Origin of the sequence: Halodesulfovibrio aestuarii DSM 17919 = ATCC 29578, assembly GCF_000384815.1 — a bacterium.
In the GTDB taxonomy this organism is placed as follows: Bacteria; Desulfobacterota; Desulfovibrionia; order Desulfovibrionales; family Desulfovibrionaceae; genus Halodesulfovibrio; species Halodesulfovibrio aestuarii.
This window is the reverse complement of sequence record NZ_ARQF01000021.1, coordinates 268,040-288,995: the sequence shown is the minus strand read 5'-3', so window position 1 is coordinate 288,995 and position 20,956 is coordinate 268,040. Positions and strand designations below refer to the sequence as shown.

At 44.8% G+C, this 20,956-nt stretch carries 18 protein-coding genes; 14 read left to right on the top strand and 4 right to left on the bottom strand.

Annotated elements, in window-relative coordinates:
* Positions 1-69 precede the first annotated feature (69 nt).
* A complete protein-coding gene (locus F461_RS0112000; protein ID WP_020001412.1) occupies positions 70-831 on the bottom strand; it encodes a M48 family metallopeptidase in 762 nt (253 codons plus the stop codon).
* A gap of 169 nt (positions 832-1,000) precedes the next feature.
* On the opposite strand from F461_RS0112000, the gene F461_RS0111995 reads away from it, so the two are divergent.
* The 7 genes from F461_RS0111995 to dsrP all read left to right on the top strand — a co-directional run bounded on the left by F461_RS0111995 (position 1,001) and on the right by dsrP (position 7,677).
* Positions 1,001-1,918 carry a hypothetical protein gene (locus F461_RS0111995; RefSeq protein ID WP_020001411.1) on the top strand — a complete coding sequence of 306 codons (918 nt, stop codon included), beginning with the start codon at positions 1,001-1,003 and terminating at the stop codon, positions 1,916-1,918.
* 243 nt (positions 1,919-2,161) lie between these two features.
* Complete coding sequence (locus F461_RS0111990; protein WP_020001410.1) at positions 2,162-2,698, top strand: RsbRD N-terminal domain-containing protein; 537 nt, start codon at positions 2,162-2,164, stop codon at positions 2,696-2,698.
* Positions 2,699-2,728: 30 nt separating this feature from the next.
* Positions 2,729-3,724: a sulfate reduction electron transfer complex DsrMKJOP subunit DsrM gene (dsrM, locus tag F461_RS0111985; protein WP_020001409.1), complete on the top strand. Its 996-nt coding sequence runs from the start codon at positions 2,729-2,731 to the stop codon at positions 3,722-3,724.
* A 57-nt stretch (positions 3,725-3,781) separates the two neighbouring features.
* Complete coding sequence (gene dsrK, locus F461_RS0111980; RefSeq protein WP_370735303.1) at positions 3,782-5,344, top strand: sulfate reduction electron transfer complex DsrMKJOP subunit DsrK; 1,563 nt, start codon at positions 3,782-3,784, stop codon at positions 5,342-5,344.
* 2 nt (positions 5,345-5,346) lie between these two features.
* Complete coding sequence (gene dsrJ, locus F461_RS0111975) at positions 5,347-5,727, top strand: sulfate reduction electron transfer complex DsrMKJOP subunit DsrJ (protein ID WP_020001407.1); 381 nt, start codon at positions 5,347-5,349, stop codon at positions 5,725-5,727.
* Positions 5,727-6,503, top strand: a complete 777-nt coding sequence (gene dsrO / locus F461_RS0111970) for a sulfate reduction electron transfer complex DsrMKJOP subunit DsrO (protein WP_020001406.1) — start codon at positions 5,727-5,729, stop codon at positions 6,501-6,503. The genes dsrJ and dsrO overlap by 1 nt, the downstream gene beginning before the upstream one ends.
* 10 nt (positions 6,504-6,513) lie before the next feature.
* A complete protein-coding gene (dsrP, locus tag F461_RS0111965) occupies positions 6,514-7,677 on the top strand; it encodes a sulfate reduction electron transfer complex DsrMKJOP subunit DsrP (protein ID WP_020001405.1) in 1,164 nt (387 codons plus the stop codon).
* 287 nt (positions 7,678-7,964) lie between these two features.
* Here dsrP and F461_RS18740 read toward each other — a convergent pair whose 3' ends face one another.
* On the bottom strand, positions 7,965-8,528 hold the full coding sequence (locus F461_RS18740; RefSeq protein ID WP_020001404.1) for a DUF2867 domain-containing protein: 564 nt from the start codon (positions 8,526-8,528) through the stop codon (positions 7,965-7,967).
* Positions 8,529-8,970: 442 nt separating this feature from the next.
* Between F461_RS18740 and proX the strand changes: the two genes are divergently transcribed.
* Positions 8,971-9,990, top strand: coding sequence for a glycine betaine/L-proline ABC transporter substrate-binding protein ProX (gene proX, locus F461_RS0111955; RefSeq protein ID WP_235633747.1), 1,020 nt, complete (start codon positions 8,971-8,973; stop codon positions 9,988-9,990).
* 90 nt (positions 9,991-10,080) lie between these two features.
* On the opposite strand, the gene F461_RS0111950 is transcribed toward proX, so the two are convergent.
* The gene (locus tag F461_RS0111950) at positions 10,081-11,256 is read right to left on the bottom strand and encodes an amino acid permease (RefSeq protein ID WP_020001402.1); all 1,176 of its coding nucleotides are present in this window, start codon (positions 11,254-11,256) and stop codon (positions 10,081-10,083) included.
* A gap of 717 nt (positions 11,257-11,973) precedes the next feature.
* Here F461_RS0111950 and F461_RS0111940 point away from each other — a divergent pair.
* The 6 genes from F461_RS0111940 (at position 11,974) to F461_RS0111915 (ending at position 18,092) form a co-directional block, all read left to right on the top strand.
* Positions 11,974-13,671, top strand: a complete 1,698-nt coding sequence (locus F461_RS0111940) for a SulP family inorganic anion transporter (RefSeq protein WP_020001400.1) — start codon at positions 11,974-11,976, stop codon at positions 13,669-13,671.
* Between the two features lie 180 nt (positions 13,672-13,851).
* Positions 13,852-14,985 carry an ABC transporter permease gene (locus F461_RS0111935; protein ID WP_020001399.1) on the top strand — a complete coding sequence of 378 codons (1,134 nt, stop codon included), beginning with the start codon at positions 13,852-13,854 and terminating at the stop codon, positions 14,983-14,985.
* A gap of 2 nt (positions 14,986-14,987) precedes the next feature.
* Entirely contained in the window at positions 14,988-15,764 is a 777-nt protein-coding gene (locus tag F461_RS0111930; RefSeq protein ID WP_020001398.1) for an ABC transporter ATP-binding protein, read from the top strand.
* Position 15,765: 1 nt separating this feature from the next.
* The gene (locus F461_RS0111925) at positions 15,766-16,689 is read left to right on the top strand and encodes an MlaD family protein (protein ID WP_020001397.1); all 924 of its coding nucleotides are present in this window, start codon (positions 15,766-15,768) and stop codon (positions 16,687-16,689) included.
* Positions 16,690-16,697: 8 nt separating this feature from the next.
* Positions 16,698-17,378 carry an ABC-type transport auxiliary lipoprotein family protein gene (locus F461_RS0111920; RefSeq protein WP_020001396.1) on the top strand — a complete coding sequence of 227 codons (681 nt, stop codon included), beginning with the start codon at positions 16,698-16,700 and terminating at the stop codon, positions 17,376-17,378.
* Positions 17,379-17,627: 249 nt separating this feature from the next.
* On the top strand, positions 17,628-18,092 hold the full coding sequence (locus F461_RS0111915; protein ID WP_020001395.1) for an Lrp/AsnC family transcriptional regulator: 465 nt from the start codon (positions 17,628-17,630) through the stop codon (positions 18,090-18,092).
* Positions 18,093-18,257: 165 nt separating this feature from the next.
* On the opposite strand, the gene fdhF is transcribed toward F461_RS0111915, so the two are convergent.
* Positions 18,258-20,954: a formate dehydrogenase subunit alpha gene (fdhF, locus tag F461_RS19080; RefSeq protein ID WP_082208213.1), complete on the bottom strand. Its 2,697-nt coding sequence runs from the start codon at positions 20,952-20,954 to the stop codon at positions 18,258-18,260.
* Between the last annotated feature and the right edge of the window lie 2 nt (positions 20,955-20,956).

Below are 20,956 nucleotides of genomic sequence, written 5' to 3'. Positions count from 1 at the left end.
ATCATTATATATAGACAGATTCAGCTTACCTATATTTTGAACCTTGAACGTCGTCCTACGCTAGAAGGACTACATAGAAAAACAAAGCGGAATATGTTTCCAGGCATCATTCATAGCCCGATCATTTTCTAACGCTCTGGCATCAAGTGTTGCCAAAAAATTCCAATAAGCATGTGAATGATTCGGGTGCCGGACATGTGCCAGTTCGTGTAATAAAATATATTGCAGCAGATCTGCCGGTAGAAGCAGCAAACGTGCATTTAGTGAAATCGTCCCGCGTCCGGAACAGCTCCCCCATCTTCCTTTCTGAAGACGTATTTGCACTTTTTTATATGGAATCCCAACCTGTGCCGAAGCCTCTTCAAGTAACTCAGGTAAATATTCCTTACCGCATCGTACAAGCCAACAGCGTAACAACTCTGCTTGCACTTCGTCTGTTACGGTATTTGGAAGCAGGATGCCTCCATCGACTTCAATAGATAGCACTCCGGTAGCTGTTCGTATAATCTTTTCGGCATCAACAAGTTTCGTCGAAATTGTAGTGGGTGACACACATCGGACAGCATATTCATAATTAAGGGCGTTCAAAAAGATTTTTTCGGGAATTAAAGGAGGCATTTCTCCAATACTAGCCGGCAGCTCTAACCGTTTTGCAACTTTACGAATCCATTCTATACGTTTCTCCAGTATTGGAGTGAGCCATGCCTTTTTAAAAGTCTCTGGCACTACTATCTCAAGTCCCTTTGTCCGTGTGATTTTTAACCGGACATGCTTGGCCCTGTTACTACGGGTCAGCGTATATTTAATGGTGCCGTCTTCTCTAAAAATCAAAGCGCCTACTCCTTAAACGTAAAAATCGAGCTAATCCCTTTACCCGCATTTGCAATCACAGTACAGTCTCCAAAATCTGCGGCCAATCAGGCTCACGGCCCAAGTAAGCTTCCTCCGTGAGTTGGCAGCTCAAGACAACGATCTACTGAAACCTTCTGGAGATTTTTGCATGTCCCTTTCCAAGCGATCCGCATATGGCGCTGCATTTGTGGCCTTTGCTGGAGCCATTTTCTGCGCACTAAATGCTACACAAAATTTAGACGCCATCTGCATTACTACAGGCTGTGAAATTTTTAAGGACATTTCGCTAGGCGGAATTTCCTTATGGTGGATTGGTACAGCTTTGTTTATTGCGTTGGCTCTACTAAACCTCTTTAACTTACGAAAAACGGCTCTGTTTCTGGCTCTATGCGCGGTTATTGGAGATTTAGGATTTCTGCTGCTTATGATATTCACGGCACCATGTGTTCCGTGCTTATTCTTCGCAGCCATACTCTTTTTACTGTTTTTTATGCAGTGCTCTGTACTCAAAAGGCGGGCGACTTTAGTTACTCCGGTCTTGGTTATTTGGACACTGCTCTTCACCCCTAACGTTTTTTCAACAGTAAATGAAGAACTAGGCACATGGGCTGTCTATGGCAACCACCAATCAAATGTTCAAGTGTTTTTCTCCCCAAGCTGTTCTGCCTGCAAAAACCTGATCCCTACTCTAGCCCAAAATGATTCAGGCAACATTACCTACTACCCGATCGCAGAATCCGATGGAGATCTTGAAAAAATATTTCTAATGCAAAAAGCCATTACTGACGGCACCTCAATGTATATTGCTTTCAATCGTGCCATCCGCGGAACAACACCTCCCCGTGCCATCCCATTTATGGTTCGCATGAAGCTTCTATGGAATATTTTTAGAAATAAATCGAAACTCGCGTCCATAGGTGTCACACGCATTCCTGTACTCATTACTAATGGAGTACCCAACTCTTTACTCTCCAATGAGCAAAAGCACGGTAGCAAAGGGGATGTACTAGATTTTAACGATGATTTTTCCGGCTGCACAGACGACAGTTCGGCATCCTGCGAGTAGATAACGTCCTTAGTTCTTTTCTTTTTAAGCATACTGATTGGCCAATCAATTTAATTGAATGTGTTGACGCAACCATGTAATCACATTATGTGAAAAAAATCATTTGAAACTGAGGGAGGCAGCGGGCGAGCACTATTGTCCTTTATTGTCATACTTTTTTTTGGCAATTTACTTGGACAAATAGTTAAAAACGCTTTATAGGGTCTCCCGCTGGAATCCTTTTATACCAAGCGAAGTAAGTCTATGCGACACCAAGTACAAGCTATTTTTTCTGAACATAAAAAAGAAATTACCGATGCGTGGATTTCAGCCATCTTCGGTACCTATGACATTGATACTGTAGGATTCCTGCGTAGTCAGGAAGACGCTTTTGCTAACCCTGTAGGGAATAAAACCAAAAAAGCGACTGCAATTCTTATCGATGCACTCGTGGATGATAATTTGGACAGTGATATCGTAACACCGGCAATGAACGAACTCATTCAGGTGCGCGCCGTTCAAAAATTCGAAGCAGACCAAGCAATGTCTGTTATCTTCGTTTTAAAAAATATCATCCGAAAACACATTGTCCCCAAACTTTCTAAGTCCGAAGAATTTGCTGATCTTCTGGAACTAGAATCAAAGATAGATTCTCTGGCCCTTGTGGGATTCCGCATTTATTCGGAATGCCGAGACAAAGTTCAGAGAATGCGCGTTGACGAATTCAAAAGGAAGCACTTTCAGCTCTTGAAGAGAGCAGAACGTATATTGGAGAAACCGGTTGGGGAACCGGAATCGTAACAACCAATAGCCTAGCAGCGAGGTAACGGAATGATTATTTCACTTCTCGCGGTTATAGCATTAGGTATACTTGCCTGGATGGGATCAATGATGGGATTCCAATATGTTCTGGCAGTTTGTTTACCTTACACAGCAATAACCGTATTCCTTGTAGGTTTCGCATGGCGGATTTTAGACTGGGCAAAGCGCCCTGTTCCGTTCAGCATTCCTACTACAGGTGGTCAACAGAAGTCTCTTCCTTGGATTAAGCCTGCCACTCTCGACAACCCGACCAATAAGGCGGGTGTTTGGGGACGCATGATCCTTGAAGTACTTTTGTTTCGCTCCCTGTTCCGCAACACTAACGTTTCAATTGAAGGCGACCGCGTGGTCTACTGGTCCTCTAAGTTCCTGTGGCTCTTCGCGCTCATCTTCCACTACTCTTTCCTTATTATTTTTGTACGTCACTTCAGGTTCTTTGCTGAGCCGGTGCCTTTCTTCGTGAATGGTGTCGAAATGCTCGACGGCATCCTGCAGATTGGTGCTCCGCGTCTGTTTATGACCGGCCCACTAATTCTTGTAGCGCTGGCATACCTGATTGGCCGTCGTATCTTTAATCAAAAAGTGCGTTACATCTCTCTTTTGAGCGATTACTTCCCGCTTTTCCTGATTTTCGGCCTGTGTGCTACCGGCATCGCAATGCGCTACTTCCTTAAAGTAGACATTGCGACTGTTAAAGTATTTGTAATGAGCTTGCTCCACTTCGCACCGGACACAGCAGCTCTTGCAAAAATCGGCAGCATTTTCTACGTGCACATGCTCTTCCTTGTAGTACTCCTTATGTACTTCCCGTTCAGTAAGCTTATGCATGCTGGTGGTGTATTCTTTAGCCCGACCCGTAACATGGCAAACGACAGCCGTATTAAGCTGCATGTTAACCCATGGAACCCGGAAAAAGTATACCGCACTTACGAAGCATACGAAGACGAGTTCAGGGTACCTATGGTTGAGGCTGGACTCCCGGTCGTAAAGCAGCCGGAAGAATAAGGAGCAGTTATGGCCAAAGTACCTTCACCTGAAGAGCTGATGAAAGTCAGCTACGATATGCCTAAAGTAAACTGGATGAACACCAAGCCTGAAATAACTGAAGGCGCGGTTGCATATCCAGCTAAAAAAGTGACCATGGAACCTCTTGGAATGCCTAATCCACACGATTGGAATCCACTTGAGGAAGATTGGCACCTCCCTGAAAACTGGGAAGAAATCATCTATAACGGTTTAAAAGAACGCCTTGAAAAGTACCGTTCTCTTAAACTTTTCATGGACATCTGTGTTCGCTGTGGTGCCTGTGCTGATAAGTGTCACTACTTCATCGGTTCCGGTGACCCTAAAAACATGCCTGTTCTGCGTGCAGAGCTGCTCCGTTCTGTTTACCGCAAAGACTTTACCACAGCTGGTAAAATCCTCGGTAAACTTGCCGGTGCACGCAAGCTCGACAAAGACGTAATTAAAGAATGGTTCTACTACTTCTATCAGTGTACTGAATGTCGTCGTTGCTCCCTGTACTGCCCATACGGCATTGATACCGCTGAAATTACCATGATGGCTCGCGAATTACTGCATGAACTCGGCCTTGGTCTGCACTGGATCATGGACCCTGTAAGCAACTGTAACCGCACTGGTAACCACCTTGGTATTACTCCACATGCTTTCAAAGAAATCGTAGAGTTCCTCTGCGAAGATATTGAAGAAGTTACCGGTATCTCTATCAACCCTCCGTTCAACGAACCTGGGCATGAAGTACTCTTCATTACCCCTTCCGGTGACGCATTTGCAGAACCGGGCATCTACACCTTTATGGGTTACCTGATGCTCTTCGAAGAAATCGGGCTTGATTACACCTTATCCACATATGCATCTGAAGGCGGTAACTTCGGTCTCTTTACATCATCCAGCATGATGAAGAAATTGAACGCTAAGATGTACGCTGAAGCTGAACGCTTAGGCTCCAAATGGATTCTTGGTGGCGAATGTGGTCACATGTGGCGTGTTATTAACCAGTACATGTCTACCATGAACGGCCCAGCACCTTCCTGCATGGAAACTCCAGTAAGCCCAATTACTGGTACCGTGTTTGAAAACGCTCGTGAAACCAAAATGGTTCACATTGCAGAGTTCACTGCTGACCTCATTAAGCACAACAAAATCCGCCTTGATCCTTCACGCAACGATCATCACAAAGTTACCTTCCACGACAGCTGTAACCCGGCACGTGCTATGGGACTTCTTGAAGAACCTCGTGAAGTTCTTAAGGCTGTATGTAATAACTTCTATGAAATGCCTGAAAACACCATCCGCGAGCAGACTTTCTGTTGTGGTGCAGGTTCCGGTCTCAACACTGATGAGATTATGGAAATCCGTATGCGTGGTGCTCTTCCTCGCGGTAACGCTTTACGTTACGTGCAGGAAAAACATGGTGTTAACATGATGTCTTGTGTTTGTGCTATTGACCGAGCAACTCTGCCTCCGCTTGCCGACTACTGGGCACCGGGCGTGGATATTTCGGGCCTGCACGAGCTTGTCGCTAACGCCCTTGTTATGAAAGGCGAGAAAAAGCGTACTATGGACCTCAGGCAGGAAGAACTGCCAGGAATGGAGGATGAATAATCATGTATAACAGCAAGTATGTTATCTCCGGACTGGTAATCTTTTTAGCCGTTTTTTCTTACCCTTTCTGGGGCAATCTGGCTTCCAAAGACTACACTGGTCCAAAACTGAGCCTGCCAACTGATCAAAAGCAGTGCATTGAGCCTGTTGAATTCATGCGCTCTCAGCACATGACTTTGTTAAACCAGTGGCGCGACTCCGCACTTCGTGAAGGCAAACGTGTATACGTAGCCTCTAACGGTGCAACTTGGGATGCAAGCCTGCAGAAAACCTGTATGAGCTGTCATACCAATAAGGCTGAGTTCTGTGACACTTGTCACCTTGAGAACGCCGTGGAGCCATATTGTTGGACTTGCCACGTTCCGCCTAAGGGGAATGAATAATGAAACGTAGCAGAAGACAATTCCTTAAGGTTGCCAGCCTTTCTGTTGCAGGTCTTGGTGCTCAGCTTGCTGCTGGCGGCATGACCAAAGCAGCTGCTGCTGTTAAACCTAGTTACAAAGAAGATGCTCTTGCGCTTAAAGCTAAGCGTTGGGCTATGGTAATTGATACTCGCGAGTTTACTTCCAAAGAAGACTTTGATGCTTGCATCAACGCTTGTAACACTGCGCACAACATTCCACATATTCCGGGTAAAACTGAAATCAAGTGGATTTGGAAAGACGCATACGAGCACACCTTCACAGACACAACCAACAAGTATCAGTCAAAAGAAATTGAAGACCGTGAATACTTCATGCTCTGCAACCATTGCGAGAACCCTCCATGTGTTCGCGTATGTCCAACTCAGGCTACTTACAAGCTTGAAAGCGGCATCGTTGCTATGGACTACCATCGCTGTATCGGTTGCCGTTTCTGCATGGCAGGTTGCCCATTTGGCGCACGTTCATTCAACTTCACTGATCCTCGCCCTTACATCAAAGAGGTCAACCCTAAGTTCCCTACCCGTATGATCGGTGTAGTTGAGAAATGTAACTTCTGTGTTGAACGTCTTGATGCAGGTAAGCTTCCAGCTTGTGTTGAAGCAGCTCAGGGTAAAATTCACTTCGGCGACCTTTCAGATCCTGAATCTGAAGTTCGTAAGTTGCTCGAAGAGAACTTCACACTTCGTCGTAAACCATCATTAGGCACTGAGCCTGGTGTATTCTACATAATTTAGGAGGCCCATCATGCTCGAAAAAGTTTTGAAAGGATCTCCAAAGTACTACATGTGGCTGGCTTTCCTCGGTGGCCTTATCGGCGTCGGTGCAATTACATACCTGTTCCAGCTTAAATACGGTCTTAGCCTTACAGGCATGAGCCGTAACGTTACCTGGGGCTTTTACATTGCTCAATTTACCTACCTCGTAGGTATCGCCGCTTCCGCTGTTATGCTGGTACTTCCAGCTTACTTCCACGGCTACAAGCAGTTCAAGAAGATCATCATCTTTGGTGAATTCATGGCAATTGGCGCAGTAATCATGTGCATGCTCTTTATCGTAGTTGATATGGGTATGCCTCAGCGTATGCTGAACGTAATGCTGCACCCAACCTTTAACTCCGTCATGTTCTACGATATGATGGTACTTATCGGTTACCTTTGCCTTAACGCAATCATCGGTTGGAAAACTCTGGAATGCGAACGCTTTCAGGTTGTACCTCCACAGTGGGTAAAATACCTTATTTACACTTCCGTAATCTGGGCATTCTCTATCCACACCGTTACAGCGTTCTTGTCTCAGGGTCTCCCGGGCCGCCATTACTGGCTTACTGCAGTTCTTGCTGCTCGATTCCTTGCTTCTGCATTCTGCGCAGGTCCAGCTCTTCTTCTTCTCCTTCTCATGATCGTGAAAAGAATTGCTAAATTCGAAATTGGTAAAGAAGCTATTAAAACTCTTACCATTATCATCACCTACGCAATGTGCCTCAACGTGTTCCTGTTCCTTTGTGAAGTATTTACTTCATTCTACAGTAACATTCCTGGCCACATGCACCCACTTCACTACCTCTTCGCAGGTACTGAACAGGGTCTTCCTTGGGTAACTTACTGGATGTGGATCGGTGCAGTTATGGCTATTGGCAGCCTTGTACTGCTCATTCCTACCTCCCTGCGTGAAAACATGAAGATCCTTCCATGGGCTCTCGGCATGCTCGTTCTCGCTACCTGGATTGATAAAGGTCTTGGCCTCATTATCGGTGGTTTTGCACCATCTCCATTTGAGACCTGGGCTTCCTACGCACCAACCGTACCAGAGTTGTTAATTTCTCTCGGTATCTTCGCTGTTGGCGCATTCGTAGTATCCATCCTCTGGAAGATCGCTATCGATGTAAAAAAAGAAGCAGGCACTTTGTAGTTCCAGCTTCCGCTAAAAAAATTAGGGTCTGCTCTTGAGCAGACCCTTTTTTTATATCTATACAACGACACAAGTTGTTCTATCCCAGCCATTCTCTATGGTTATTGAATTACGGTAAAATATCCTCTCCCTCAAAAAGAATAGCCTGATCGCCAGTATAATTTCACCATTCAGCTTCTCATTTTCCCTCAAACTTCTCCAGAAAAATACATAAAGCATGACTCACAACGTCCGTCACAGCGCCTGAACAAACACATTGATTTGACCGTCGGTTACGCGCCAGATTTTTATGGCAGACTATCCTGAGGTATTAGCTCGTTATGCTGCCTTAAAAGCCTTTTCAAACTTTGTGTTACAATTATTCTATGAAATGGTTTTACAGGAAAAAAATACATCCTGCCCCATAGATTATGAAATTGGACTATTGTTGTCAGAAAAACAGAGTACTGGTCTGAGTTTTGGAGCTTTCTCATTAATAATGAAGCGCGAAATAACAAATGCTTATCATCAAGCTCCATCACAATTTCTGAGTCTGAACGGTTAATCACAGGAAACAAACCTATCTTATCAACTAGCTGAGACTGAGTGGGGTCACTCTGCGGTTGTGGGGATTCCGAGGGCATTCCGGTTTTCAACCCGAAGAATCCAACAATAGAATCTCGCAAACGAGTCAGAGCTTTTTGCCATTTAGGCGGGTCTGACGCAAAAATTATGTTTGCTACCGTATCAATTGATAACTTATCAGGATTTGACATTATAAGCTGGTATGAATCTATATAGTGAACAGCCCCATTCCAATCATATAAAATCATCGAGCCATCTGGTTGTGTTGCATATTTATTAATTTTCATTGCCCCTCCATTACGCTAACCAAACATGCTAGTTAAACAGTACCTTTTATAAAACAAACTCCATTGCAAAACCGGGGAACGCCCCCCACCAAAGGTTAGCCAAGGCACCACAGAATTGCGCTTGAACGCACTCAGCTTTTACAATTTCCATTTTTATTAAACTACGAAGACTCAACTAACACAATATGTATATCTAATAGTAACAGGTTGTTGGACAAATTTTCAAATGGAATTCGTCTTTGTGGGACAAGGATAGTGAAACAGTTTGTTCAGGAGCTGGAGCGTTAAGCATGATGACAGGGTCAAGCCCTGCGCAACAAAATACACAATAGCAATGCCTCCAGCGCCAAGGTACGCTATCATTAAAGTAGAGAGCCAACCAGCCCCATGCATATCTTATTAAAATATGCGACAACCTTTAGCACCGCAGGATGAAATGACAATGCTAAGAAACTTTCTACTATCCTTACTTATTGTCTCCATCTCTATTCCAGCTTTTGCCCACAACAAACAACCGGGAAAAGGCATCATCATCAGACCTGCCCGTGCCACATGGCCAACTGGATATTTCCACGCGACCATTATTGAAAAAGGCCTTCGCGAGCTTGGATATACTGTAGAAAAGCCTAAAGAACTTCCGGTTACACAATTTTTCAATACAGTTGCACAGGGAGACGTAGATTACTGGCCAAACAGCTGGTTTCCACTTCACGATAACTACCTTGAAAAACAAAATGATTCTATCTCGGCAGTTGGATATGTTTTAAAAAAACAAGGGCTGCAGGGATACCTTGTTGATAAAAAGCACGCAGCAGCCCTGAAGATAAAATCACTGGATGATTTTAAACGTCCGGAAGTACGCAAGGCTTTTGATAAGGACGGGGACGGAAAGGCCGATCTTACTGGCGCTCCTCCTGGATGGGCAGCAGTAAACGTTATCAACATGCACATTGATAAATACGGCCTTAAGGATCACGTCAAACAGATAAATGAGTCGTATGAGGTAGCAATGGCGGCAAATCTCGCGGCATACAAAAACGGTGATCCGATCTTTTACTATACTTGGACTCCAAGTTGGATCATCTATAAGTTAGTTCCCGGGAAGGATGTTATATGGATTAACGTTCCCTTTAACATTCCAATCACAGACTCTAAAAAAGAACTAAAATTAATGCGCCTGCATGAAGTTGAAGGTGCTGCGACGGATCCTATTAATATGGGGTTCAGCGTTGCTGACATTCGTGTCATTGCGAACAAGAAGTTTTTGGAGAGCAACCCGCCAGCCAAGAAGTTTTTGGAACTATTCACAATTGATCTTTGCGACCTGAATGAAGAGTACACAAAGATTATGGAAGGTGAAAACTCCCAGCAAGACATCAATCTCCATGCTGAAGAATGGATAAAGGACAATCAGGACACATGGAACAGCTGGCTTGAACAAGCCCGCCATACAGTAAATTAGTCTCGACAAGGCCAACATTACTTGCTTCATACTAAAAAAGGCTCCGCTTTCTCTTGAAAGCGGAGCCTTTTTAGTAACGATAAAAGACGCTTAAATGTAGTTAGCGACAAGAATCACAACACCACATACTGCTGCGGTTGCGATCCCCATACTGCCCCCCGGAGTCATGTATACAAACTTATTCGCGGCAGCTTTTGCCTCACGGCGAAGTTTATAGCTCATAGCACACGGCAACAAAATACAGATAACTGCAAGAGCTGCACCTGCATGAGCGAGTGCTGCAATAAAACCACCAGGAGCAAGCAAAGATGCAATTATAACCGGAACAAACACAATAACAGTTGTTCCCATACGTTCTCTCCCACTATTACCACGACGTAACGTTTCTGCCATCAAATCAAACAAGGAGAGTGCCACACCAAAAAATGAGGTAATAAGGGCAAACGCCGCAAAAATGGACAGAATAGTCTGAATCACCACAGAGCCATTACACATGGATTTTATAAGAGAATCAACACCGCCTCTCATGTGTACAATCTGATCCATAGGTACACTGCCAAGAGACAGAAACAGCCATAACATATAACACAGAAGCGGAAGCAAGGTGCCCCAGAACATAATGCGAACCAGCTGTCTGGTGTTTGTTCCGACCACAGTGGTGATACTAGGAATACAGAAGTGGAAAGAAAATGAAGCAAATAGAACAGGGATAGAACCAACAAGATATTTGTAGTCCGGTGTAGCATCCATTAACACATTTACATCTACAGTAGTACTCAAGGTAGCAAAAGCAATACCCATTGCCCCAAGCATACTCAAGAAAAACAAACTGTTAAAACGTACAATGGCATTTGTACCTAAGTACATAATAGTGGCCATTACCAGTGCAAATGCAACGGAGCAGGCTCCGGTACTAAATGCGTCTCCATTAACCCCTATGGCACGGGCAATGATACCACCCATTGCAGTTACGTAGGCAACAAGCACCGCGTAAAGAAGAAAACCCAAACAGACAACAGCAATAACCTGCCCCCATCTGCCAAGAACTTTCTTAACCATCATATTTACGTTTAAGCCAGCCCCGACCTGCAAATTAACTTCAAGCAAAAGAAGGGAAGTGTAGAACGCCAGAGCCCACATGACCAGAAGCAGTACCATGCTGACTTTGAAGCCCAGAAAGCCAATTGCCATTGGCAAACCAAGCATTCCCGCACCAATAGTGGTGCCAGCTACAATACATACTGCATCCAGAGATTGTGACTTCATAATGTGTAACCCCCATAGGTCATTTGTGCTCGCGCCTACACCAGATAACAAACAATAGTGTCCAATATCTGATTCAACCGTTTTTGAAACAGATTTTGGAACACTCTTACTAGTGAGAATTGTAAGGGTAAAAAGGTGACAGTACTGCTCGCCCTTAGGATGGTTGCTCTCATTTTCTACTGCAAAACATACTAAGTTGTGTGCAGCGATACAGTAACGATGCCAGCTTGTACAGTTGCGCGATCAATCTTTATAGTCAGCACCAAGTACACGTTGCAACAAGACAAGGTCAAGCTCTGCAATACATATTTTTTACGTTTCTGACAAAAAATAGTGCTTTCGGTATGTTATGCAAAACTACACTCTTCAGTGTTACAACATTAATTTTCACAATAATGTACAGTAGGTTTACATTATTGTTTTTACTTTTAACATTAATGTTTAATTCGATGTTATCGTTTTTATCTACAAATCTTCCTTGCATCATTCTTTAAAACACACTATTACCCTTCCGTATTGCTTTAAAAAAGTGAGTAAGCGCCTACAGTTTACTTTTATATTTTTAATAGTTACAGCTAGTTACTGAAGACTGAATACTTAGTATTTCAAACTACTACATCTTCAATATACGGCGAAGACCTCCAGACCGATCCGAATTTTCACCGGACCGCGCCTGTGTCCACCCTATGTGTTTTATTATCTCATGGAGGATGCATTGTGCGTTCATACGCTCTTTTCAGCAGGCGAACATTTCGCCCTGCGCTGCTCACCACTTTTGCTTCCGGCTATAATCTTTCACAATTTGTCAAAGATATCGTTTCCGGATCAACAGTAGGTATTGTCGCTCTACCTTTGGCTATGGCATTTGCTATTGCCAGTGGTTGCTCACCAGAACGAGGACTTTTTACAGCCATCGTAGCTGGCTTCATTATTTCCGCTATCGGCGGCTCCCGTTTTCAAATCGGCGGTCCTACCGGGGCCTTCGTTGTTATCGTTGCAGGTATTATAGCCAGACATGGCTATGAAGGACTTGTAGTGGCAACATGTATGGCGGGTGTCATATTACTTATCATGGGGTTTTGTGGATTAGGACGACTGCTCAAGTTCATTCCATACCCAGTAACAACCGGCTTCACCACCGGTATCGCCCTGCTTATTTTTACAACGCAGATTAAAGACTTGCTCGGGCTGCATCTAACAGACATACCGGCATCATTTATCCCAAAAATAAGCGCACTGGCACATGCAACACCTACAGCGCATGTGGACTCCATTACTGTAGCCGGGGTAACGCTTGTAACAATATTCTTAACGCGCAAATTATTCCCGCGCTTCCCATCACATATTGCAGGTATTTTAGTCGCCTCTGCCGTAGCGATTTTCGGCGGCCTTGATGTTGCAACTATTGGAACACGCTTTGGTGGCATCCCCGCAGAACTGCCATCATTTTCTCTGCCAACCAATATTACATCACTCGCTGTGACGATGTTTCCGGACGCTGTGACCATCGCTCTGCTTGCTGCTATCGAATCTCTTTTGAGTGCAGTTGTGGCTGACGGAATGACCGGTGAACGTCATCACTCTTCAACAGAGCTCATTGGACAAGGCGTTGCAAACATTGCATCATCGTTCTTCGGGGGTATCCCTGCAACTGGTGCAATTGCCCGTACCGCAACAAACATCCGCGCGGGTGCATTCTCACCTGTCTCTGGTATGGTACACGCAATTGTTCTCGCATTATTCGTTAAGTTTTTTGCGCCGGTAGCTTCTGCAATTCCACTTGCAAGCCTTGCCGGAGTTCTGACGTACGTTGCATGGGACATGAGTGAACTTCCTAAGTTCATCCATACCCTTCGTGCTCCTAAGTCAGATGTCGCGGTTATGGTTTCCACATTTTTACTTACGGTCCTTATAGACCTGACTGTGGGCGTGCAATTCGGTGTTGTACTCGCAGCATTGCTTTTAATTGGACGAATTAGCGACGCAACCAAATTTCAAAACTGGGAACGCGCAACCGCAGCTCCTGTTAAGCGTTCACCTTCGTGGAATAGTGATATTGAAGTCTATGAAATCAACGGCCCATTCTTCTTCGGCTGTGCAGACCGCTTTTCACAGACATTTTCTTTAATGCGCAAACCACCGCGTGTGATTATTTTTAGAATGCGTCATGTTCACACCATTGATGCAACGGCATTGCACGCTCTTGAATTAGTTCTGCGTCAAATGCAACATCTTCATGTTCACGTACTCTTCTCTGGAGTTGATCCTTCCATTCAAAAGCAAATGATTCGATTCGGCCTGCTTTCTTTCATCAGCAACGACGACATCTGTCACTCTTTTGGTACCGCATGGTCTAAAGCTCATGAGTTTACTCAGGAGCCACCATCTTCTCCGACCCAACAGGTTATGGTTTAAAATACATAGCTCCATCAAAGCCCTGCGCATTTGCCGCAGGGCTTTTTTTTTGTCTCCTGCTTCCGATTAGCTCCTGTCTTTTAAGAGTATTAAGTATTTTTCAGTGTATAGCATTCAAGAGAGCACTCAGAGTATGGTATTGTACTCACACTATTTTCTACTAATACCCAGATAATAACTATGACAACACAACAGGCCCCGTCTTTTGAAGTCCAGAGCACACCTGAGGAAACAAGCATTTTCCTTGCCGGTACGTGGACAACCTTACATCTGGATTCAGTTGAGCGTCTTTTTATGGACTCCGTACTGAATGCAGCACGCTCTATTGTGGTCGACATTGCAAACATTGCGAGGCTCGACACTAACGGTGCATGGCTTATTGAACAATACCGCCGGAAAGCTGTCACTGAAGGAAAACAGTGTTCTATTTCCGGAGCCGAAGAAAAAAATCAAATTCTACTGACAACAGTTGAAAAACGTACAAAAGATATTGAAGCCCCCAAACCCGTACCGTTCTATATATCCATCTTCAATGATACGGGACGAAACTTCATTGAACAATGTAAGATCACCTTAAATATTATCGGATTTCTCGGTGAGGTTGTGACCGCCCTTCTGCGCTCCAGCATCAGACCTCGGCGATTCAGAACAACTGCGTTGTTCTACCATCTGGAACATGTAGGATTACGTGGTATCCCCATCATTGCACTGCTTTCTTTTCTTATTGGGATGGTTCTTGCCTACATGGGAGCACAGCAGCTGCAAAAATTCGGCGCACAGGTCTTTGTTATACAACTAGTTCAAATATCCGTCCTCCGCGAGCTCGGCATCCTTCTAACGGCAATCGTAATTGCGGGCCGTTCCGGTTCAGCATTTACAGCGCAAATCGGCGCAATGATCTCTAATGAAGAGATCTATGCAATGAAAACATCCGGACTTGACCCTGTAGACACACTAGTTCTTCCGCGAGTGCTTGCACTTCTTATTATGCTTCCGATTCTCGGATTTATTGCGGATATGATGGGGCTGCTCGGCGGTGCGCTCATGGTCTGGCAATCACTGGATATAGGTCTCCACGGATTCATCATCCGTCTTCACGAGACTCTCAACATATGGGATTTTTATGTAGGTATAATCAAAGCACCATTTTTTGCTATCGTCATTGCAACAATAGGGTGTTTTCAAGGAATGCAGGTGACAGGAAGTGCTGAGTCTGTCGGCAGACTCACAACGACGTCCGTAATTGAATCCATCTTTGCTGTCATAGTTATTGATGCAGGCTTCGCTATCTTTTTTGCAAATATGGGGATCTAGCCATGAACGACATCATTCTTTCCCTACGCGATGTAAAAACACAGTACGGAACCAAGGTCATTCATGAGCATCTCGATCTTGATGTTTACCACGGAGAAATCATAGGCGTTATTGGTGGCTCTGGCTCAGGAAAATCCGTCCTTCTTAGGACAATTCTTGGGTTAAACAACTACACGCAGGGAAAGATTGAAATTTTTGGCAAACAATACCATCTGCTCAACGTAAAAGAGAAACACAAAATCGAACAACGCTGGGGAGTGTTGTTTCAAGATGGGGCACTGTATTCCTCATTAACCGTCATGGAAAACGTTGAAGTTGCCCTCAAGGAATACACAAAACTCAGCAGTAACACGCGGAAGGAGATAGCGTTGCTGAAGATTTTTTTGGCAGGTTTGCCTGTTGAATCAGCAACCCTTATGCCTTCTGAGCTTTCAGGCGGCATGCGCAAACGCGCAAGTTTGGCCAGAGCTTTGGCGATGGATCCTGAAATACTTTTTTTAGATGAGCCAACAGCGGGACTGGATCCTATCACAGCAGGATCATTTGATAACCTATTAAAAACGTTACAGCATGCACTAGGATTTACGGTTTTTCTCGTTACACATGATTTGGACACACTAAACACCATCTGTGACAGAGTAGCCGTCCTTGCTGAAAAGCGTATTTATGCCATTGGAACGGTGGAAGAGCTTGCATCAAATCCATATCCATGGATTCAAGATTATTTCAACGGGCCTCGCGGACGAAGCGCGAAAAAGGAGCCTTGCGGGGAGGAATAGAATGGAAACACGAGCACACTTCATCATTGTAGGCGTCTTCATCATCTCAGCTTTTGTATTTGGATTCGGGTTCATACTTTGGGGAGCCGGAAACAGTTCAGACTCTAATGATCTGCCCTATGATATAATGTTTCTGCGCAGCGTTAACGGGCTTTCAATCTCTAACCCGGTACTCCTTAACGGGGTTCGGGTAGGCAAAGTTACTGCGATTATGCTGAATAAAGACAAGCCTGAAGAGATTCGGGTACGTATTCTTGTCACTCGTGGTACACCTATCCGCGACGACTCGAAAGCCAAACTTATTCCGATAGGCATTACAGGACAATCAGCTGTTTTCATCTCCGGAGGGACAGCAACAAGCCCTCTACTTAAGCCACTGTACAAAGGAAACATCCCGCTTATTAAAACAGTTCCATCACCTATTAACGAACTCATCAGCGCCTTGCCTGAGATGCTTACTACCGGAAAGAAACTTCTGGAAGATCTCAGGAAAGTCGTTGATCCGGAAAATCGAAAAAATGTGAAAGACTTTTTAGCCAATATAGCTTCATTCTCTAATCTGCTGGTAAAAAGCGAAGCTGATATACAGACAGCCCTCGACAATATCAAAAACGCTGCAGCCCAAACACAGCATGCTATGTCGGAAACAGAAAAAACAGCCCTGTCTGTCCATGATTACGTTTCTACGCAACTCACACCTGCGACCAATAAAATTGGAATCCTCGTGAAACGAATAGACCTGCTTGTAAAAAATATGGAACCCGGACTGACTCGTTTCAGCAAAAGCGGTCTGGACGACCTCACTTCATTGGTAAACGAGAGCAGGACTCTTGTTGATACGCTGGAAAATATTGCGCAAAAGCTGAACAGCAATCCGAAGCAATTCCTGCTTGGAAAAACAGTACCTGAATATCAAACGCCATAGGAGCATGCATGCGCAAACTTATCGTTAGACTACTTATTCTGTCATTAGTACTTGTAGTATGCTCAGGCTGTGCAATTGACCTCGGCTTAAAACCACCAGCTGCATCAGAACACTATATGTTGGCGGTTTCAACAGACACACCTGCCCGCACAGCAACACATTCCGTACCAACAATCGCTGTGGACCGACCGCAGGCGAATGCTTTTCTCAACTCAACAGGCATTGCCGTCATCCAGTCAAATCAAAAAGTGCTTTACTACGCCAAAGGACAATGGGCGACAGCTCTTCCTGAAATGATGCTAAGTGCTGCTATCCACTCACTCAACTCTACACAAAAAATCCGTTCATTTAACAATGCACAACCGGGCATATCTGCTGACTACAAACTGGTTTGGAGTATTGAAGAATTCTATGCCCGATATACTGCAAAAAAAACTCCGCCACACATCTACATCACACTAAATTGCTGGCTTATTGATAACGACAAAGTTTCCCAACCCGTTGCTTCATCTGTTTTTGCAGGAAACCAGACAGCCTCTGGACAAGGACTTGAACCGATTGTTGCATCATTCAACAGCACAGTAGAAACACTTCTTTCCAATATGAATACATGGGTGACAGCTACTATTAAAAAGAATGAGATACACGAAACAAAAAATGCAACGCCCAACAGTTCTGACGGAAATTAAAATTTCATATAACTGGAGCATAGCGCTACATGAGCGGAGCAAACAATCCTTATAGAAACGCCGTGCATATTGACGGCGTTTCTGCATTTCTAAATCTGGCGCTGATACCCGAATGAAGAAATACTCACTTTTTATCCGGTGTTATTGAATTTTTTTGTAAAAATTAGTATCAATAGGAGCACTATCGCTTTGTCATTCATAAATCTTATTATGCCTGCAAAAGAACAAAGCCGTAACCGGAGGGAATGTATGAAAATTGATAAACTAAGCTTTCAAATCGCTGGACAACTTCTTGAGGGACGTAAGTCTTTCAGAGAAATTGCACAGGAACTTGCGGTTGCGGAAAACACCGTACGTTCACGTATTAATAAAATGCAAAAAGAAGGCGTGATGGATATTGTCGCGCGGCTTGATGTGGAAAAACTGCCTGGTCACACCATGGTATTTACAGGTGTTTTACTTGATGAGCGCGATCTTTTTGCAAAGTGCCAAGAACTAAGTCAGCTACGCGGAGTTGTTTCCAGTGCTGTTGTAACTGGACGGTTCGATATTATTTTGACGCTGCTTCTTCGTGACGGATATGGACTACTTGAATTTTATTCTGAAGAAATGGCCAAAATTGATGGTATCCGTTCTGTGGAAAGCTTTGTGGTATACAAAGGTTCCAAACTGATGACTCCATACATTCTTGATCCAAACACACTCCCCGAATAACGAGCCTGCACGATAGGCAACAGACACGGCCTGTATATCTATTCTGATTTACGAACAGACATTCCCTTCCGTATTTTGTTTCGAAAACAACGTAGAAGCGGGTCCACAGTAGTACTGCGGACCCGCTTCTTCCATATGTGGTTGTTATGGTTTCCAGACGTTAGTCTAGTCACCGACTGGTTCAATAGCAACAGCACATACCTTAACCTCTGCAATGCCAGATTCAGGACATTCTGCGCTGTTTGTAAGTACGTTAGCAGCAGCTTCAGCAAAGTGGAACGGAATAAACACAGTTCCGTCTACTGCTTTTTCAGAAAGCTGAACAGCAACGTTAATAGAGCCACGACGGGAAGATACTTTTACCATATCACCGTTGCCAACTCCATACTTAGCAGCATCTTTGCTGCTCATTTCTATATATGCAGAAGGAACTACCGCAGCAAGCCCGATGGCTTTACGTGTCATTGTTCCCGTGTGATATTGATATAAGACTCGACCCGTTGTAAGTATTAGCGGATACCGCTCATCAACAACTTCAGCAGGTGCTACATAGTGTACAGGGTGAAATTTTCCCTTTCCGCGAACGAACTTGCCCACATGGAGAATCTCTGTCCCTTTACTTTCTGCATCAGGACACGGCCACTGGATACCTGAGTCTTCAATTCGCTTGTAGTTTATACCTGCGTATGAAGGCGTTACGGATGTCATCGCTTCAAATATAGCTGCTGGGTTTTTGCCGCCTTCCGGTGCCAGTTTTGCCCCCATTTTAGCAGCAATGTCACACACAATTTGCGCGTCATCACGGGCACCCTGTGGCGGAGTTACGGCCTTACGCACACGCTGGACACGTCTTTCTGTATTACTGAAGGTACCGTTTTTTTCTGCAAAACATGCAGCAGGAAGCACCACATCTGCAAGTTTAGCAGTTTCAGTCAAGAAAATATCCTGCACTACAAGGAACGGAATTTTCTCTAAACAATGCACAGCATGAGTTGAATTCGCGTGGGAAACAACGGGGTTTTCACCAATAAGGTACATAGCCTTGAGAGCCCCGGCCTCCACAGCATCAAACATTTGCCGTGATGTCATGCCTTTTTCAGCAGAAAGTTTTACATTCCAAGCTGCTTCAAAACGGGCACGAACGGCATCATCTGTAACCTTTCCATACGCTGGATAAGTAACCGGAAGTGCGCCCATATCACAGGCACCCTGCACATTATTTTGCCCGCGTAAGGGATTCAATCCACCACCTTTTACACCTATGTTACCGCACAACATAGAAAGGTTCGCGAGCGCCTTTACGTTGTCTGTTCCGCTTACGTGCTGGGTGATTCCCATACAGTAGAGGATGGCACCTCGCCCTTTGGCGTACAGGTGCGCTGCTTTTTCAAGGTCAGCAACCGGAATACCGCACATCTTCTCTGCGTACTCCGGAGTGAACTGCGCAAGGGATTGCGAATAGGTTGTGAATTCTTCAGTGCGTTCATCGATATACTCCTGATCGTGCAGACCATCGCGCACTATCACATGCGCAAGTGCGTTAATCCAGATAACATCTGTCCCCGGCTGGGACCGTAGCCAGACATCTGCAAAACGCACGACATCAATATTGCGCGGGTCTGACACAATCAGTTTAGTCCCGTGCTGTGTGATTGCACGCTTGAGAGCAGCTCCCAGCACAGGATGGTTCTCAGTAATATTTGAACCTGTAAGAAGCACCGTATCGGCATTCTTCAGGTCATCAATAGGGTTTGTCGCAGCACCACTTCCAAACGCAGCAGCCAGACCGGCTACTGTAGGAGAGTGTCAGTACCGTGCGCAGTGGTCGACATTATTTGTCCCGATAACTGCGCGTGCAAATTTTTGGAAAAGATAATTTTCTTCATTAGTACAACGGGCGGAGGCAAGAACACCTATGGAGTCTGCACCATTTTCTGCTTTATACCCGCCTAACTTTTCTGCAATCAGATTTAACGCCTCATCCCATTCCGCAGGAATAAGCTCGCCGTCTTTACGGATAAGCGGTGTTGTCAGCCGCTCGTCTGAATTAATAAACTGCATTCCAAAGCGGCCTTTTACACACAGGCTGCCATTGTTCGGAACTGCATCCACCCCGTTAACCATCTGCACAATATTATCTTTTACATGCAAATTCATCTGACAACCGACGCCGCAGTATGCACAAGTTGTACGAACAACTTCGGTTTCACAGACTCGCGGCTTCTGGCGTGCCTTCTTCAAACTAAGCGCCCCCACAGGACAAACCTGCAAGCACTCACCGCAAAAAACACAGTCTGAATCACCTAACGGCAAGTCACATTTCGCAATAATTTTTGCGTCGCTGCCGCGATATCCATAATCTATGGCGTTGTTCACCTGCACGTCCTTACATGCCTGCACACAACGCCCACACAAAATACATTTGGAAAAATCACGGATTATGAATGGATTGGAATGATCAGGATGGTACTTCGGCTTTGCCCTCTCAAAACGCTTTCCTGTGGCACCGTAGCGGAATGCGAAGTCCTGTAACCGACAATCGCCCGCAGAAGGACACAGCAAACAATCATGAGACCCGGAAGAAAGCAGCAGTTCCAAGTTCATCTTGCGTGATTTCACAACAGATTCAGACTCTGTCTGTACTTCCATCCCCGCCCCTGCAGGGGCAGTACATGAAGCAATTAAAGAACGCGCGCCCTTTACTTCCACCACACACATGCGACATGCGCCGGTTGGTGTGACATTCTTCAAATGACACAACGTTGGAATAAAAATATCGTTCCTGCGCGCTACATCCAGAATGGTTTCCCCTTGGCTGAACGCATACACCTTGCCATTAATGGTCAGTTCTAAGGTACTCATGG

Excerpts from the sequence above, each read along its gene's own strand:
- dsrM (WP_020001409.1), top strand. The coding sequence starts at position 2,729 with ATGATTATTTCACTTCTCGCGGTTATAGCATTAGGTATACTTGCCTGG.
- F461_RS0111995 (WP_020001411.1), top strand. The coding sequence starts at position 1,001 with ATGTCCCTTTCCAAGCGATCCGCATATGGCGCTGCATTTGTGGCCTTT.
- F461_RS0111935 (WP_020001399.1), top strand. The coding sequence starts at position 13,852 with ATGACAACACAACAGGCCCCGTCTTTTGAAGTCCAGAGCACACCTGAG.
- F461_RS0111925 (WP_020001397.1), top strand. The coding sequence starts at position 15,766 with ATGGAAACACGAGCACACTTCATCATTGTAGGCGTCTTCATCATCTCA.
- F461_RS0111950 (WP_020001402.1), bottom strand. The coding sequence starts at position 11,256 with ATGAAGTCACAATCTCTGGATGCAGTATGTATTGTAGCTGGCACCACT.
- F461_RS0111990 (WP_020001410.1), top strand. The coding sequence starts at position 2,162 with ATGCGACACCAAGTACAAGCTATTTTTTCTGAACATAAAAAAGAAATT.
- F461_RS0111920 (WP_020001396.1), top strand. The coding sequence starts at position 16,698 with ATGCGCAAACTTATCGTTAGACTACTTATTCTGTCATTAGTACTTGTA.
- dsrP (WP_020001405.1), top strand. The coding sequence starts at position 6,514 with ATGCTCGAAAAAGTTTTGAAAGGATCTCCAAAGTACTACATGTGGCTG.
- F461_RS0111930 (WP_020001398.1), top strand. The coding sequence starts at position 14,988 with ATGAACGACATCATTCTTTCCCTACGCGATGTAAAAACACAGTACGGA.
- proX (WP_235633747.1), top strand. The coding sequence starts at position 8,971 with ATGCTAAGAAACTTTCTACTATCCTTACTTATTGTCTCCATCTCTATT.
- dsrO (WP_020001406.1), top strand. The coding sequence starts at position 5,727 with ATGAAACGTAGCAGAAGACAATTCCTTAAGGTTGCCAGCCTTTCTGTT.
- dsrK (WP_370735303.1), top strand. The coding sequence starts at position 3,782 with ATGCCTAAAGTAAACTGGATGAACACCAAGCCTGAAATAACTGAAGGC.
- dsrJ (WP_020001407.1), top strand. The coding sequence starts at position 5,347 with ATGTATAACAGCAAGTATGTTATCTCCGGACTGGTAATCTTTTTAGCC.
- F461_RS0111915 (WP_020001395.1), top strand. The coding sequence starts at position 17,628 with ATGAAAATTGATAAACTAAGCTTTCAAATCGCTGGACAACTTCTTGAG.
- F461_RS18740 (WP_020001404.1), bottom strand. The coding sequence starts at position 8,528 with ATGAAAATTAATAAATATGCAACACAACCAGATGGCTCGATGATTTTA.